At 70.2% G+C, this 12,877-nt stretch carries 15 protein-coding genes, 1 tRNA gene and 1 pseudogene; 4 read left to right on the forward strand and 13 right to left on the reverse strand.

From position 1 onward, the window contains the following. Window positions 1–2: 2 nt before the first annotated feature. From QFZ50_RS15870 to QFZ50_RS15885, 4 genes are all read right to left on the reverse strand, one after another. Window positions 3–764: an SDR family NAD(P)-dependent oxidoreductase gene (locus tag QFZ50_RS15870; RefSeq protein ID WP_307085775.1), complete on the reverse strand. Its 762-nt coding sequence runs from the start codon at window positions 762–764 to the stop codon at window positions 3–5. A gap of 9 nt (window positions 765–773) precedes the next feature. After that, window positions 774–965 (reverse strand): hypothetical protein, encoded by a 192-nt coding sequence (locus QFZ50_RS15875; protein WP_307085777.1) that lies wholly within the window; start codon window positions 963–965, stop codon window positions 774–776. A gap of 88 nt (window positions 966–1,053) precedes the next feature. Beyond that, window positions 1,054–1,602 (reverse strand): gluconokinase, encoded by a 549-nt coding sequence (locus QFZ50_RS15880; RefSeq protein WP_307085779.1) that lies wholly within the window; start codon window positions 1,600–1,602, stop codon window positions 1,054–1,056. 110 nt (window positions 1,603–1,712) lie between these two features. Continuing rightward, entirely contained in the window at window positions 1,713–2,207 is a 495-nt protein-coding gene (locus QFZ50_RS15885) for a Dps family protein (RefSeq protein ID WP_307085781.1), read from the reverse strand. A gap of 201 nt (window positions 2,208–2,408) precedes the next feature. Between QFZ50_RS15885 and QFZ50_RS15890 the strand changes: the two are divergent. Next, window positions 2,409–2,858: pseudogene (locus QFZ50_RS15890) on the forward strand (SRPBCC family protein); the annotation flags it as partial. A gap of 150 nt (window positions 2,859–3,008) precedes the next feature. Here the strand turns inward: QFZ50_RS15890 and pstS are convergent. The 5 genes from pstS to QFZ50_RS15915 form a co-directional block, all read right to left on the reverse strand. Beyond that, window positions 3,009–4,121, reverse strand: a complete 1,113-nt coding sequence (pstS, locus tag QFZ50_RS15895) for a phosphate ABC transporter substrate-binding protein PstS (RefSeq protein ID WP_307085783.1) — start codon at window positions 4,119–4,121, stop codon at window positions 3,009–3,011. A gap of 74 nt (window positions 4,122–4,195) precedes the next feature. Further along, window positions 4,196–4,417: a hypothetical protein gene (locus QFZ50_RS15900; protein WP_307085785.1), complete on the reverse strand. Its 222-nt coding sequence runs from the start codon at window positions 4,415–4,417 to the stop codon at window positions 4,196–4,198. Window positions 4,418–4,520: 103 nt separating this feature from the next. Then, a complete protein-coding gene (locus QFZ50_RS15905) occupies window positions 4,521–5,318 on the reverse strand; it encodes an SDR family oxidoreductase (RefSeq protein ID WP_307085786.1) in 798 nt (265 codons plus the stop codon). 92 nt (window positions 5,319–5,410) lie between these two features. Beyond that, window positions 5,411–5,869, reverse strand: a complete 459-nt coding sequence (locus QFZ50_RS15910) for an Hsp20/alpha crystallin family protein (RefSeq protein ID WP_307085788.1) — start codon at window positions 5,867–5,869, stop codon at window positions 5,411–5,413. 218 nt (window positions 5,870–6,087) lie between these two features. Continuing rightward, window positions 6,088–6,161 (reverse strand) — tRNA-Val (locus tag QFZ50_RS15915). 183 nt (window positions 6,162–6,344) lie between these two features. Here QFZ50_RS15915 and QFZ50_RS15920 point away from each other — a divergent pair. Next, window positions 6,345–6,596, forward strand: coding sequence for a DUF2630 family protein (locus QFZ50_RS15920; protein ID WP_307085790.1), 252 nt, complete (start codon window positions 6,345–6,347; stop codon window positions 6,594–6,596). Window positions 6,597–6,689: 93 nt separating this feature from the next. Here QFZ50_RS15920 and QFZ50_RS15925 read toward each other — a convergent pair whose 3' ends face one another. The 4 genes from QFZ50_RS15925 to ku all read right to left on the reverse strand — a co-directional run bounded on the left by QFZ50_RS15925 (window position 6,690) and on the right by ku (window position 9,662). Then, window positions 6,690–7,502 (reverse strand): ABC transporter permease subunit, encoded by an 813-nt coding sequence (locus QFZ50_RS15925; protein WP_307085792.1) that lies wholly within the window; start codon window positions 7,500–7,502, stop codon window positions 6,690–6,692. Beyond that, window positions 7,492–8,442 carry an ABC transporter ATP-binding protein gene (locus tag QFZ50_RS15930; protein ID WP_307085794.1) on the reverse strand — a complete coding sequence of 317 codons (951 nt, stop codon included), beginning with the start codon at window positions 8,440–8,442 and terminating at the stop codon, window positions 7,492–7,494. The genes QFZ50_RS15925 and QFZ50_RS15930 overlap by 11 nt, the downstream gene beginning before the upstream one ends. Window positions 8,443–8,571: 129 nt before the next feature. Beyond that, window positions 8,572–8,823, reverse strand: coding sequence for a hypothetical protein (locus QFZ50_RS15935; RefSeq protein WP_307085796.1), 252 nt, complete (start codon window positions 8,821–8,823; stop codon window positions 8,572–8,574). Then, window positions 8,823–9,662 (reverse strand): non-homologous end joining protein Ku, encoded by an 840-nt coding sequence (gene ku / locus QFZ50_RS15940; protein WP_307085798.1) that lies wholly within the window; start codon window positions 9,660–9,662, stop codon window positions 8,823–8,825. Before ku ends, QFZ50_RS15935 begins: the two co-directional genes overlap by 1 nt. 69 nt (window positions 9,663–9,731) lie before the next feature. Between ku and QFZ50_RS15945 the strand changes: the two genes are divergently transcribed. Both QFZ50_RS15945 and QFZ50_RS15950 read left to right on the forward strand, forming a co-directional pair. Beyond that, window positions 9,732–10,226, forward strand: a complete 495-nt coding sequence (locus tag QFZ50_RS15945; protein ID WP_307085800.1) for an SRPBCC domain-containing protein — start codon at window positions 9,732–9,734, stop codon at window positions 10,224–10,226. Window positions 10,227–10,300: 74 nt separating this feature from the next. Continuing rightward, the gene (locus QFZ50_RS15950) at window positions 10,301–12,841 is read left to right on the forward strand and encodes an ATP-dependent DNA ligase (protein ID WP_307085802.1); all 2,541 of its coding nucleotides are present in this window, start codon (window positions 10,301–10,303) and stop codon (window positions 12,839–12,841) included. Window positions 12,842–12,877: the final 36 nt, after the last annotated feature.

Here is a 12,877-nt window from a genome sequence, read left to right on the forward strand (position 1 = left end):
GCTCAGGCCTGTGCGGGCTGGCCGTTGCTGGCCATGGTGCCGCCGTCCACGGGGAGCACGACGCCGGTGATGAAGCGCGCGTCGTCGCTCGCGAGGAAGGTGATGGCGGCGGCGACCTCCTCCGGCAGGCCACCGCGTCCGAGCGCGATCCGCCCCGCGAACTCGTCGGAGAGCCGGTGCGGCTCACCGTCGCTCGTGAGGACCGTCCAGATGAAGCCCGGCGCGACGGCGTTGACCCGCACGCCGTCCTTGCCGTGGTCCAGTGCGACCGCCCGCGTGAAGTTGCTGACCCCGCCCTTGGCCGCGTTGTAGGCGCTCATGCGCCAGTCCGCGGCGAGGCCGGAGACGGAGGAGACGTTGACGATGCACCCCTTGCTCTCCAGGAGGTGTTCCAGGGCGGCCTTCGTCCCGTAGAACACGCCGGAGAGGTCGGTCTCGATAACGCGATGCCAGTCCTCGACGCTCGTGTCCTGCACGGTGCCCTGCGTGATGGTGCCCGCGTTGTTGACGAGGACATCCAGGCGCCCGTACCGCTGCACGGTCTCCTGGACCATGACGGCCACCTGCCCGTAGTCGGATGAATCCGTGACGACCGCCGTCGCCCGCTCCTCGGGCAGGGACGCGACGACGGCGTCGATCTTGTCCGCGACGGAATCCGTCAGGACCACCCGCGCCCCTTCGGCGACGAAGCGCCGGGCCGTGGCCTCGCCGATGCCCGAACCGGCCCCTGTCACGATGACGACTCTGCCGTCGAACCGCTGCATGGCCGCCGCCTAGTCCGGGGTCTCGGACTGGAGGTCGATGAACTGCCACGTGTCCTCATCGAGCCCGCCGCCCCCCGGGCCACCCGCCTCGGTGACCGCCGTCCTCACGGACTCCGGCAGGTCCTCGGCACCAGGGTGCTCCCGGAGCCATTGCTTCGCCTCGATGTCCACGCGCGTCCACCATTGCTCTACGGGGTCCATTGCCACGCTCCTCTCGTTTCCTCCACCGTGGCATCGCACCCCTGCGCCCGCAACAGGCGCCTGTGCTCCCGGAGGAGCGCCGGACCTGCTAGCCGTCCTGGCCGGGCAGGGACGAGCTGTGGCCGTGCCGGAGGCGGAGCCGGTCGATGACGGCGGCCGTGACGGCGTCGGGCGTCCCGGTGTTCTCGATCCGTATGCCCTGCTCGTCGGGCTGCAGGGGCTCGAGTGTGCTGACTTGGGAGGGCAGCAGGGACTCGGGCATGAAGTGACCGCTGCGGGTCTTCATCCGTTCGAGGATGAGGCCGGTGTCGCCGAGCAGGTGCACGAACCGCACACTGCCCTCGGCCTGTGTGAGGACGTCGCGGTAGGAGCGCCGCAGGGCCGAGCAGGTCACCACGGTGCTGCGGCCCGCGCGTGCCTGGGCGGTCATCCAGTCCCGCAGGGATTCCAGCCACGGTCGGCGGTCCTCGTCGGTGAGCGGTGTCCCGGAGCTCATCCTGGCGATGTTGGCTGCGGGGTGGAAGTCGTCGGCCTCGGCGAAGATCCAGCCGAGCTGCTCGGCGAGGCGCGTGGCGATGGTCGTCTTGCCCGATCCGGAGATCCCCATGACGATCACGTGGCAGGGGTGTCCATCCATTTCTGCTGTCCTTCTCTGATGTTCAGGGGGCGGGCGACGGGTCCCCGCTCCGGACACGGGAAGGGAGGCACCGGCCGGTGCCTCCCTTCCGATCGGACGGGTGCCGTGCGTCAGACGGTCGCGTGCTCCGTGCCGACGGGCGTGACGACCTCCGCGGTCGGCTCCATGTTCTCGGCGTCGACCATCCACGCGTACTGCTCGAGCTTCGCGATGAACCCGTGCAGCAGGTCCGCCGTCGTCGGGTCCTCCTCGTCGATCTGGTCGTGGACGTCGCGCATGGTCTTCACGGAGGCGTTCAGCATGTTGACCACGAGGCCCACGGTGTCCTTGGTCGAGACGAGCCCGGCCGGGAACGGCTGGATCCTGGTGCCCTCGGCGACGGCGACGCTGCGGCCGTCGGGGACGGCGTGCAGGGCGCGCATGCGCTCCGCCATCTCGTCGGCGAAGGTGCGGGCGTCGTCGATGATCTCGTCCAGCTGCAGGTGGAGGTCGCGGAAGTTCTTGCCGACCACGTTCCAGTGGGCCTGCTTGCCCTGCAGGTGCAGTTCGATGAGGTCGACCAGGACGGCCTGCATGTTGTCCGTGAGGGTGGGTGAAGCCTTCATGAATCCTCCAGTGCTAGATTTCCTGCTCCTGGCGGGGTTCGGACACGCCGGGTCCCGCCGGATGGACTCCTTTCACCCTAGACCCGCGCGTTGGCCAATTCCACCCGATCTACATACGCTAAGGGGACTTATGGTTAGCTGTGTCCGATCCCCCGGAAGGGGATGGGGGCGGCGCCGGAGTCTCTACGAAGGAGGAACCTTTTGGCTTCAGTGCAGGAATCTATCGACGTAGCAGTACCGGTCAGCACGGCCTACAACCAGTGGACCCAGTTCGAGAGCTTCCCCCGGTTCATGGGGGGCGTCGAGTCGATCACGCAGACCTCCGACACCTCCACCCACTGGGTGACGAGCATCGGCGGCGTGCGGCGCGAGTTCGACGCCGAGATCACCGAACAGCACCCCGACGAGAGGGTGGCCTGGAAGAGCACCGACGGCGAATCCCACGCCGGCGTGGTGACCTTCCACCGCCTCGATGAGAGCACCACGCGGCTCATGGTGCAGATCGACTGGCACCCCGAGACGTTCACCGAGAAGGTCGGTGCCGTCGTGAATGCCGATGCCGCCCAGGTGAAGGGCGACCTCAAGCGGTTCAAGGAGTTCATCGAGAAGAGCGGTGGGGAGACCGGCGCCTGGCGCGGGGACGTCGCCGCCCCGCCGACCGGTGGCTCCGACGCGATGCCGGCCAACAGCACGCTGCCGGACACCTCGACGAACGACCCCGATTCGGGCGGACCACGCATCAGCTGACGCACGGACTGCAGGACGAGGCGGATCCCCCCGGGGGTCCGCCTCGTTCTCGTCCTAGGGGATCTCGCCGACCTCGATCGACGCGATCGCCTCGGTGGCCAGCTGTGACAGGTCGGGCGAGATGGGTGAGCTCTTCGCCGCCTCCGCGGCCGCCTCCTGCCCCTCCGGGCTGACGGCATAGGTACCGAAGGCGCGGACGACGGCGGCGGTCGACTCGTTCTCGTAACGCGCGCAGTAGACGTGGTAGGACACCAGGACCAGCGGGTAAACGCCCGGTGCCCCGGTGGTCCGGTCGAGGTCGAGTGCGATGTCGTAGTCCGCACGGTCCGGAACGCGGGACGCGAGGTCGACGGCGGCCGCGGCTGCCTCCGGGCCTGCCGGGACGTAGGCGTCCCCGACCTTCAGGGACACGCGGCCGAGGGGGTCCCCGACGGCGGAATCGTCCGCATAGGTCACCGCGCCCTCGGTGGCGGCCACGGTGCTGACCACACCAGCGTTGCCCTTGGCGTTCTCGTTCTCGAGTCCGGAGGGCCAGGTGCCGTCGGGTTCCTCGGTCCAGACCTCGGGCACGACGGCATGCAGGTAATCGGTGAAGTTCTCCGTCGTACCGGAGTCGTCGGACCGGCTGACCGCCGAGATGGGCCGCGCGGGGAGTTCGACCCCCGGGTTCTGGGCCGCGATGACGGGGTCGTTCCACACCGCGATCTCCCCCCGGAAGATCCGGGCCACGGTGGCGGCGTCGAGATCCAGTTCCGTGATCCCGGGCAGGTTGAAGGCGATGCTGATCGGGGAGATGTAGGCGGGGATGTTGAAGGCACCGCCCGGCCCGCAGGCCTGCGTCGACTCGGCGAGCTCCTCGTCGCTGAGATAGGCGTCCGATCCGGCGAACCCGACGGCACCCGCGAGCAGCGCACCCCGTCCCGCACCCGAGCCGTCGGGCGAGTACTGCACCTGCGCACGCGGGTAGAGGGTGGCGAAGCCCGAGCGCCAGGCGTCCATGGCCGGTCCCTGCGCGGAGGATCCCGATCCGGTCACCGCGCCCTGCAGGCTCGTGTCCCCGCGCTGCGCCGCTGCTTCCTGCTCCGGTCCCAGCGGGTAGTCGGAGCCGCAGGCCGTGAGACCGAGGACGACGGCGAGGGACAGCGACAGGGGCACACGGTTTCTCACCCTCGCCACGTTACAGGTGGCGAAAAGGTGAACCCAAGACGGATATCAGGTGGACGGGATGATCCGCCCCCGGATCAGCCGCGCCGCAGCCGGTAGCCGTCGGCCCGGTGCACGAGCCGCCGGCCACCGCCGTCGTTCAGCTGGATCCACACCACCGACGCATCGTCGGTCCTCATGTCCAGCACCCCGCGGAGCTGCGTCCCCGCCGCGTGCTGGAGGGTGACGTGTTCGCCACGCTCGAAGCCCGACCAGTCCTGCAGGTCGGCATCACTGGCAGGGGGGAGGGGGGTGTCCATGGCGGGCCTTTCGCAGGGGATCGGGACTCCTCACGCTAGCCACCTCTCCTGAACGCCGCATGAACGTGCTGTTAAAACTGTGGCATTCCTCACATCGGCCGGTTCAGAGGGTGCGCCAGTCCCCGCTCGTGAGGTGTGAGCCGGCCTGCGGGCCCATGAGGAGCATCCCGCCGTCCACGACGAAGGACGCCCCATTGACGTAGCTGGAGGCGCCGGAGGCGAGGAAGGCGACGACGTCGGCGATCTCCTCCGGTGCTCCCGGCCGGCCCACCGGGATCCCGGGGCGGTCCATGGTGCGGGGGTCCTGGTCCGCGGAGGCGTTCATCGGGGTGTTGATCTCGCCGGGCAGGACGGCGTTCGCCGTGATGCCGCGGTCGGCCAGTTCGAGCGCGATGGTACGGATCAACCCGCCCAGCCCGTGCTTCGAGGCGTCGTAGGCCGCCGAGCCCACGCGGGGCTGCTCCTGGTGGACGCTGGTGACGGCGATGATGCGCCCGCCCTTGCCGCCGTCGATCATGTGGCGGGCGGCCCGCTGGAGGCAGACGAAGGCGCCGTCGAGATTGGCGCCCATGGTGCCGCGCCAGGTGTCCCAGTCGGTCTCCATGAACATGGTGCCGCCGTTGACGCCCGCGTTGTTGACGAACACGTCGAGGCCGCCGAGTTCCCCGGCGAGCTGGTCGACGACGTCGCCGCATGCGGGAGCGTCCGTGGTGTCGAGCTGTGCGACGGCGGCCCGCACGCCCTTCTCCCGGACGAGGCGCGCGGTCTCCTCGGCGCCTTCCTGGTCCGAGTGCCAGGTGACGCCGACATCACAGCCCGCCGCTGCGAGGGCGATGGCCGTGGCCCGGCCGATGCCGGAATCGGAGCCTGTGACGATTGCTCTGCTGGGTGTGAAGTCCATGACCCCATCCTTCGTGGCCCGCGCGCACCCCCGCAAGGGGTCCCCGGGACGGAGTACCCCCGGGCGGGAAGCCCGGGGGTACTGGTAGGGGATCAGGACTCGACGGCGCCCTGGGTGCCCGAGCCCTGCACGGCGCCGGACTGGATCGGCGTCGAGGACTCGCCGCTGATGACCTCGATCTTGCGCGGCTTGGCGCGTTCGCTGACGGGGATCATCACGTTGAGCACGCCGTTCTCGTACCGGGCGGAGATGCCCTCGGTGTCGATGCCCTGGCCCAGGTTGAGCTGGCGGAGGAACGAGCCGCTCTCGCGCTCACGGGTCAGCCACTTGACGCCCTCGGCACTGCGCAGCGTGCGCTCCGCGCGGATGGTGAGGAGCTGGCCGTCCACGTCGATGTCGACCGATCCGGGATCGATGCCCGGAAGATCCGCCGAGAGGATGTAGTGGTCCTTCTCGCGGTAGAGGTCCATCGGCATGAGGCGCAGTCCGGGGCGGCTCTCGAGGAGGGCGCCGGCAACGCGGTCCAGCTCGCGGAATGGATCGAACTTCATGGCCACTGGAAACAACTCCTTCGCATATGCCACCGGTAGGTGGAGTACTGAAGATTGAGCGTCCTTCGCTCAACTACGAAAAATGTTAGCACTCGACCCCTGCGAGTGCTAACCCTCGAGGTGTTCGCCCACGACGAACATCGGACCGCACAACGCAGAAGGCCCGTACCGACGAATCGGTACGGGCCTTCTGTGATGCCGTCTCCGGCTGATCCTCGTGCCTGCGCGGGGCCTCGATCCCCGGGCCTTCCGCGTGTGAAGCGGATGCTCTACCAGACTGAGCTACACAGGCAATTGGTTCTCCAACAGCTTAGGGCATCCGGGCGCCGCGCCAAATTCCCCTGGCCGCTCCTCCCGGTCCGCACGGATCTGCCGGTGCTCGTGCTGGCCAACCGCCTGCGGCCTCAGTAGCCTGAAGAAAAGCCTGCTGATCATCCGGCCCACGCCGGGACGGCGATGACGAAGGGACCGCACGATGGACAACCAGGACCTCCTCCAGCGCATCCAGGCACTCGTCCAGGAGGAACACGAGCTCCGTGAGCAGCCGCAGGACGCCGGCGCAGGCGAGGCGCACCAGGACCACGCCGCACGCCTGAAGCAGGTGGAGGAGCACCTCGACCAGTGCTGGGACCTGCTCCGCCAGCGCCGGGCGAAGGCCGACGCCGGTGAGGACCCGGGCGAGGCCGATGCCCGCCCCATCAGCCAGGTGGAGGGGTACCGCCAGTAGCGTCCTCCCGGGAGGACTACCAGGCCGTCTTACCGGCCGTCTTACCGGGCGGCGCCACCGGGCGGTGCTACCGGCCGTCTTACCGGGCAGTGCTTACCGGCCGATGTCGCGGCGGGACAGCCCGACGACGGCGGCCACCACCAGGACGCCGCACAGGCCGAGGATGAGCGCCATCGCGCCCCCCGCACCGTTCCCGAACCCGTTCGCGAGCGGTGCCGGGGTGAAGGCCCAGTCGTAGGGTGAGAGGTCCTTCACCCACCGCGCCGCCTCCGCCTGGTTGCCGAGCGCGTTGAAGGCGTAGCCGAGGACGGCTACGGCCGCGCCCGCCGCGATCGACGCCGTCCGGGATCCGGTCAGGGCGCCGGCGGTGATCGCCGCGAGACCGCTCAGCAGCGTCAGCAGGTACAGCGCGAGCGTCCCGGCGACGGCATGGCCTGCCGGGATCCCGAGTTCGGAGGGTCCGTCGAGCGCGAGGATGGCCGCCAGCAGCACCGCGCACACGACGGCGAGCCGGAGGGCCAGGGCGAGGGCGGCCTCCAGGGCCACCTGGATGCGCGTGACACCGTGCGCGAGAGTGAGTTCGAGGGCGCCGCTCTCCTCCTCGCCTCCGATCGCCGCCGCTCCCCAGCCCACCGCGGCGATGGTCAGCAGGACGAAACCGATCAGCCCCAGGAGGGTGGCCTGCGCGTAGCCCGCGCCCGTGGTGATCATGTCGAAGCCGAGGGTGGAGACGAGCTCCGGCGGCAGGGACGAGACGACGGACTGGAGCTGGCCCGATGCGCCCATGGAGGGATAGATCGGCAGGTAGAGCAGACTCGCCGCCACGAGCCCCGCGGACCAGCCGATCAGCCCGGCGCGGGAGCGCTGGAGGGTGTGGCGTACGAGGGGGAGGGTGCTAGCGGCCACGGCGTGCTCCGGCGGGGACGGGGACGGGTTGCGCGTAGAGGCCGAGGACCGCCTGTTCGAGGTCGGGCTCCTCGATGACGACGTCCTGGGGTGCGAGCTCGGCCACGAGGGGGATCAGGGCCGCGGGCGAACCCGACAGGCGGCCTTCCACGACCACGCGCCCGTCGGGGGTGCCGGGTGCCGGATGCATCGTGAGGATCTCCAGGCCCGCGAGGTCGAGGGCCCTGGCCTGCGCCGGCGTCAGGGGGTGGTCCATCTCGAGCCGCACCGAACGGGGGGCCTCGTCGCGCAGGTCCGCGACGCGCGCCGAACGGACGAGGTGGCCCTCGCGGAGGACGGCCACGTGGTCGGCGCCGTGCTGCACCTCGGAGATGACGTGGGAGGACAGGAACACGGCCTGACCCCCCGCCTTCGCCTCCCGCACCAGGGCGAGGAACTCGCGCTGGACCAGGGGGTCCAGGCCCGAGGTCGGCTCGTCGAGGACGAGCAGTTCGGGGCGGTGCATGAGTGCCTGGACCAGCCCCAGCTTCTGCTTGTTGCCCTTCGAGAGGGTACCGACGCGGCGGGACGGATCCAGGCCGAGGCGTTCGACCAGTTCGCTCCGGAAGCGCCCGTCCACAGGGCCGGAGATCCGCCCGAAGTGCTCGAGCAGGTCCGCGCCGGTGCTGCGGCTGTCGAGCCGCAGCTCTCCCGGCAGGTATCCGATCCGCCGGCGCAGGTCCGGTCCGGCCCGCCAGGGGTCGGCGCCGAGGACGGTCGCCGAGCCGCCACTCGGCCTGATCAGGCCGAGGATCAGACGCATGGTGGTGGTCTTGCCGGCCCCGTTCGGGCCGATCACCCCCACCACGCTGCCGGGCGGGACGGTGAGGGACACGGCGTCGAGCGCCGTGCGCGTGCCGTACAGCTTGGTCAGGTCCCGTAGCTCCAGCGCGTGCTGCATGCTTCCTCCGACGAACGGACGGATGTGCCGGCGGCCAGGACATCGGGATCCTCGACGGTGGCGATGGAGCCGTCGGTCAGCATGCTAAACCTGCGGTCGGGGTTGGACAAGGGGCCTGCGCCCGCCGTGCTACCGGACTTTCCGCAGGAGCCAGGAGAGCGTCAGCGCGCCCGAGCTCCGCCGGAACCCGCTCTGCCCGGAGATCACCTCGAGGGCGGCCCACACCCCCAGGCAGACGGAGCTGGCGAGGCGGAGGCGCTCGCGGTTCCGCTCCTCGAGGGCCATGAAGGAGGCGGCGCCAAACAGCGCCCATCCGAGGATCGGTGCGTTCGGTTTCTGCGCCACGGTCTGGCGCCCGAGGCTGTCGGTGAAGAATCCCATCACGCGCCCTTCTTCTTCGAGGCGCCGGTGGCCTTGGTGGCCCCGGCCTTCTTCTCGCGGTTCTTCTCGACGCTACGGCGGAGGGCCTCCATGAGATCGAGCACGTTGTCGCCGTCGTCGTCGTCCTTGGTCGCGCCGAAGGTCTCCTCGGTGTCGATCGTGTCGCCCTTCTCGATCTTCGCGTCGATCAGGGTGCGCAGCTGGACCTGGTAGTCGTCGGTGAAGTTCTCCGGGTCGAAGTCCGTGGAGAAGGAGTCGACGAGTGCTGCCGACATCTGCTTCTCCTTGGCGGAGATGCGCACCTTCTCCTCGAGGGCCGGGAAGGAGGCCTCCCGCACCTCGTCGTCCCACAGGAGCGTCTGGAGCATGAGCACGTCCCCGCGGACGCGCAGCGCGGCCAGCCTGCTCTTCTGCCGGAGGGAGAACTGCACGATCGCCGTGCGGTCGGTCTCCTCGAGGGTGCGCCGCAGCAGGACGTAGGCCTTGGTCGAGGTGCTGTCGGGCTCGAGGTAGTAGGCGCGGTCGAACATGACCGGGTCGATCTGGTCGCTGGGCACGAACTCCACGACCTCGATCTCGCGGCTCCTCTCGACCGGCAGGGACGAGAGGTCCTCCTCGGTCAGCACCACCGTGTGCTCGCCGTCGTCGTACGCCTTGTCGATGTGCTTGAAGTCGACCACCTCCCCGCAGATCTCGCAGCGGCGCTGGTAGCGGATGCGGCCGCCGTCCTCGTCGTGCACCTGGTGAAGGGGGATGTCGTGGTCCTCGGTGGCGCTGTAGACCTTGACCGGCACGTTGACCAGCCCGAACGCGACCGCACCCTTCCAGATGGCTCTCATGGGTCAAGTGAACACCAAGCAGGCTTAGCGTGCCAGAGGGCCCCGCCCGCCCACCCCTAGACTTGGGAGGTGACCTCCGAGACCGTAGAGCCCATCGTCAGCAAGTCCACCAGCGACGACGGCAGTACCGTCCTGCGCCTGGAATTCCAGTTCGCGTTCCCGCCGACCGTGCTGTGGAAGCACCTGACGGAGACCGAGAAGCTGAAGTACTGGTTCCCGTGCGAGATGGAGTTCGAGCCGCGCGCCGAGGCGGAGATCCTGTTCCGGTACGCCGACCAGAAGCCCCTGCGCGGGACGGTGCTGGAGGCCGAGCGGCCCACCGTGCTCGCCTACACGTGGGAGAGGGACAGCCTCCGCTGGGAACTCACCCGCACCAGTGACAACGGCACCCGGCTCGTGCTCCTCCTGACCCCCGGGAGCCCCCGGCACTCGGCCACCATGGCCGCCGGCTGGCACCTCACCATCGCCGGGCTCGACGACTTCCTCAACAAGCGCAGCCTCGGCCAGGACCCGGCGCTGTGGGACACCTACGTCGCCCGGTACCGCGAGCAGTTCGGGGACTAGCACCAGGGCCGGGACCCGGCGGCCCCGGCCGATTGGTACTGGACCGTCCCCGGCATCCGGTCAAGACTGGGGACATGGCTCCTCCGCGCACGGCACGGCAGCAGACCGTCACCGTGGACGGACGCACGCTGCGTCTCTCCAATCTCGACAAGGTGCTCTACCCGGCCACGGGCACCACCAAGGCGGACGTGCTCGCGTACTACGCCGCCGTCGCGCCGCACCTCATCCGGCACGCGCGGCACCGGCCGGTCACGCGGAAGCGCTGGGTGCACGGCGTCGGGACGCCGGAGGAGCCGGGCGAGATGTTCTTCCAGAAGAACATCGACGACAACGCCCCCGACTGGGTGCCGCGCCGCGCGATCCAGCACAAGGACCACACGAACGTCTACCCCCTGGTCGACGACCTCGCCACCCTCACCTGGCTGGGGCAGATCGCCGCCATCGAGATCCACGTGCCCCAGTGGCGCTTCACGGCGGACGGCGCCCGGGGCAACCCGGACCGCCTCGTCCTGGACCTCGATCCCGGCCCCGGCGCGGGGCTGGCCGACTGCGCCGCCGTGGCGCTGCTCGCCCGGCCCATCCTGCAGGGCATGGGACTCGAGCCGTTCCCCGTCACGAGCGGATCCAAGGGGATCCACCTCTACTGTGCGCTGGACGGCCGGCAGACCTCCGAGCAGGTGTCCGCCGTCGCCCGCGAACTCGCCCGGGCGCTCGAGGCCGACCACCCGGACATCGCGGTCAGCGACATGAAGAAGGCGCTGCGCCCGGGCCGGGTGCTCGTCGACTGGAGCCAGAACAACGCGAACAAGACGACCGTGAGCCCCTATTCCCTGCGCGGGCGCTTCGAGCCGACCGTCGCCGCCCCGCGCAGGTGGGAGGAGCTCGACGACGAGGACCTCCGGCACCTCGACCACCAGGACGTGGCGCAGCGGGTCCAGGAGTTCGGGGACCTCCTCGCCCCCGCCACCCCGGACCTTCCCGCAGACGACGGGGACGCCGGGGACGACGGGGACGGCGGTGCCAGGAGCGGGGGTGGCGCGGCGCCCCCGGACCGCCTGTCCACGTACCGCGCCATGCGTGACGCCGCGAAGACGCCCGAACCCGTCCCCGACGCGGTGGGCCCGGCCGGCGGCAACAGCTTCGTCATCCAGGAACACCACGCCCGCCGGCTCCACTACGACTTCCGGTTGGAGCACGAGGGCGTCCTCGTCTCGTGGGCCCTGCCGAAGGGTCCGCCGCTGACGCCGAGCAGGAACCACCTGGCCGTGCAGACCGAGGACCACCCGCTCGACTACGGCTCGTTCGAGGGAACTATTCCTCATGGGGAATACGGTGCGGGCGAGGTGACCATCTGGGACGCCGGCACGTACGAGCTGGAGAAGTGGAGGGACGGCAAGGAGGTCATCTGCACACTCCACGGACGGGCCGACGGCGGCCTCGCGAAGGGCGGCACGGCCATCCGCCGCTATGCGCTCATCAATACCGGAGGCGGATCGAGCGGCAGGAGCAACTGGCTGATCCACCTCATGAAGGACCAGCCCGCGGAGGCGCAGCACGGAGCGGGAGGCGAGGCGGGCGGGCCGGCATCACCGGATCCCGCTCCCGCACCTGCCGCCGACGCCAACGCGCCGGTCCCCGCTGCGCCCTCGGCGGTGCCCGTCCGGCCCATGATGGCCACCCTCGGCTCCGAGCAGGCCATCCCCGACCCCGACGCCTGGGCCTACGAGATGAAGTGGGACGGCGTGCGCTGCATCGCGACGGTCAGGGACGGGACCGTGACCCTGGCCAGCCGCAACGGCATCGACACCACGCCCACCTACCCGGAGCTCGGGGACCTCGGGGACCTCGTCCACGCCGACAGCGCCGTACTCGACGGCGAGATCGTGGCCCTCGACCCCCGCGGCCGCCCCGACTTCAGCCTGCTCCAGACCCGCATGAAGCTCACCCACCGGGCCGAGATCGAGGCCGTCCGCCAGGTGACGCCCGTCCGCCTCATGCTGTTCGACCTGCTCGAGCTCGACGGCACCGATGTGACCCGCCTCGAGTACCGTCAGCGGCGCGAGCTGCTCGAGCGCGCGGTGGACGCGGCGGAGGACGGGCACATCCAGGTCCCACCGGCCATCGACGCGACCCTCGGGGAGGCGGTCGAGGCGAGCCGGCAGCTGGGCCTGGAAGGGATCATGGCCAAGCGGCTCACCAGCGACTACCAGCCCGGCGCGCGGTCCTCGTCGTGGCTGAAGATCAAGCATCTCCGCACCCAGGAGGTCGTGGTGGTGGGCTGGCGGCCGGGCAAGGGTACGCGCGCCTCGAAGATCGGGTCCCTGCTCGTCGCCGTCCCCGACGGCGTCGACCTGCGCTACGTCGGCCGCGTGGGGTCCGGCCTGACGGAGCGGGACCTCGCGGAGGTCGGCGCCCGCCTCAAGAAGCTGGGCCGGAAGACGGCGCCGCTCGCCGACGTCCCCGGCGTCGACGCGTCCGACGCCCACTGGGTCCGGCCCTCCCTCGTCGGCGAGGTCCAGTACAGCGAACACACGGGTACCGGCCGCCTGCGGCATCCGGTCTGGCGCGGCTGGCGACCCGACAAGACGCCGTCGGACGTGGTCCTCGAGCTCTGAACCCCGCACATCCACGGAATATCACCCAGGAGGCAT

This window comes from Arthrobacter agilis, from assembly GCF_030816075.1.
GTDB classification, from domain to species: domain Bacteria; phylum Actinomycetota; class Actinomycetes; order Actinomycetales; family Micrococcaceae; genus Arthrobacter_D; species Arthrobacter_D agilis_E.

Excerpts from the sequence above, each read along its gene's own strand:
- QFZ50_RS15870 (WP_307085775.1), bottom strand. The coding sequence starts at position 764 with ATGCAGCGGTTCGACGGCAGAGTCGTCATCGTGACAGGGGCCGGTTCG.
- QFZ50_RS15935 (WP_307085796.1), bottom strand. The coding sequence starts at position 8,823 with ATGGGATTCTTCACCGACAGCCTCGGGCGCCAGACCGTGGCGCAGAAA.
- QFZ50_RS15905 (WP_307085786.1), bottom strand. The coding sequence starts at position 5,318 with ATGGACTTCACACCCAGCAGAGCAATCGTCACAGGCTCCGATTCCGGC.
- QFZ50_RS15880 (WP_307085779.1), bottom strand. The coding sequence starts at position 1,602 with ATGGATGGACACCCCTGCCACGTGATCGTCATGGGGATCTCCGGATCG.
- QFZ50_RS15900 (WP_307085785.1), bottom strand. The coding sequence starts at position 4,417 with ATGGACACCCCCCTCCCCCCTGCCAGTGATGCCGACCTGCAGGACTGG.
- QFZ50_RS15910 (WP_307085788.1), bottom strand. The coding sequence starts at position 5,869 with ATGAAGTTCGATCCATTCCGCGAGCTGGACCGCGTTGCCGGCGCCCTC.
- QFZ50_RS15950 (WP_307085802.1), top strand. The coding sequence starts at position 10,301 with ATGGCTCCTCCGCGCACGGCACGGCAGCAGACCGTCACCGTGGACGGA.
- QFZ50_RS15930 (WP_307085794.1), bottom strand. The coding sequence starts at position 8,442 with ATGCAGCACGCGCTGGAGCTACGGGACCTGACCAAGCTGTACGGCACG.
- QFZ50_RS15885 (WP_307085781.1), bottom strand. The coding sequence starts at position 2,207 with ATGAAGGCTTCACCCACCCTCACGGACAACATGCAGGCCGTCCTGGTC.
- QFZ50_RS15920 (WP_307085790.1), top strand. The coding sequence starts at position 6,345 with ATGGACAACCAGGACCTCCTCCAGCGCATCCAGGCACTCGTCCAGGAG.
- QFZ50_RS15875 (WP_307085777.1), bottom strand. The coding sequence starts at position 965 with ATGGACCCCGTAGAGCAATGGTGGACGCGCGTGGACATCGAGGCGAAG.
- ku (WP_307085798.1), bottom strand. The coding sequence starts at position 9,662 with ATGAGAGCCATCTGGAAGGGTGCGGTCGCGTTCGGGCTGGTCAACGTG.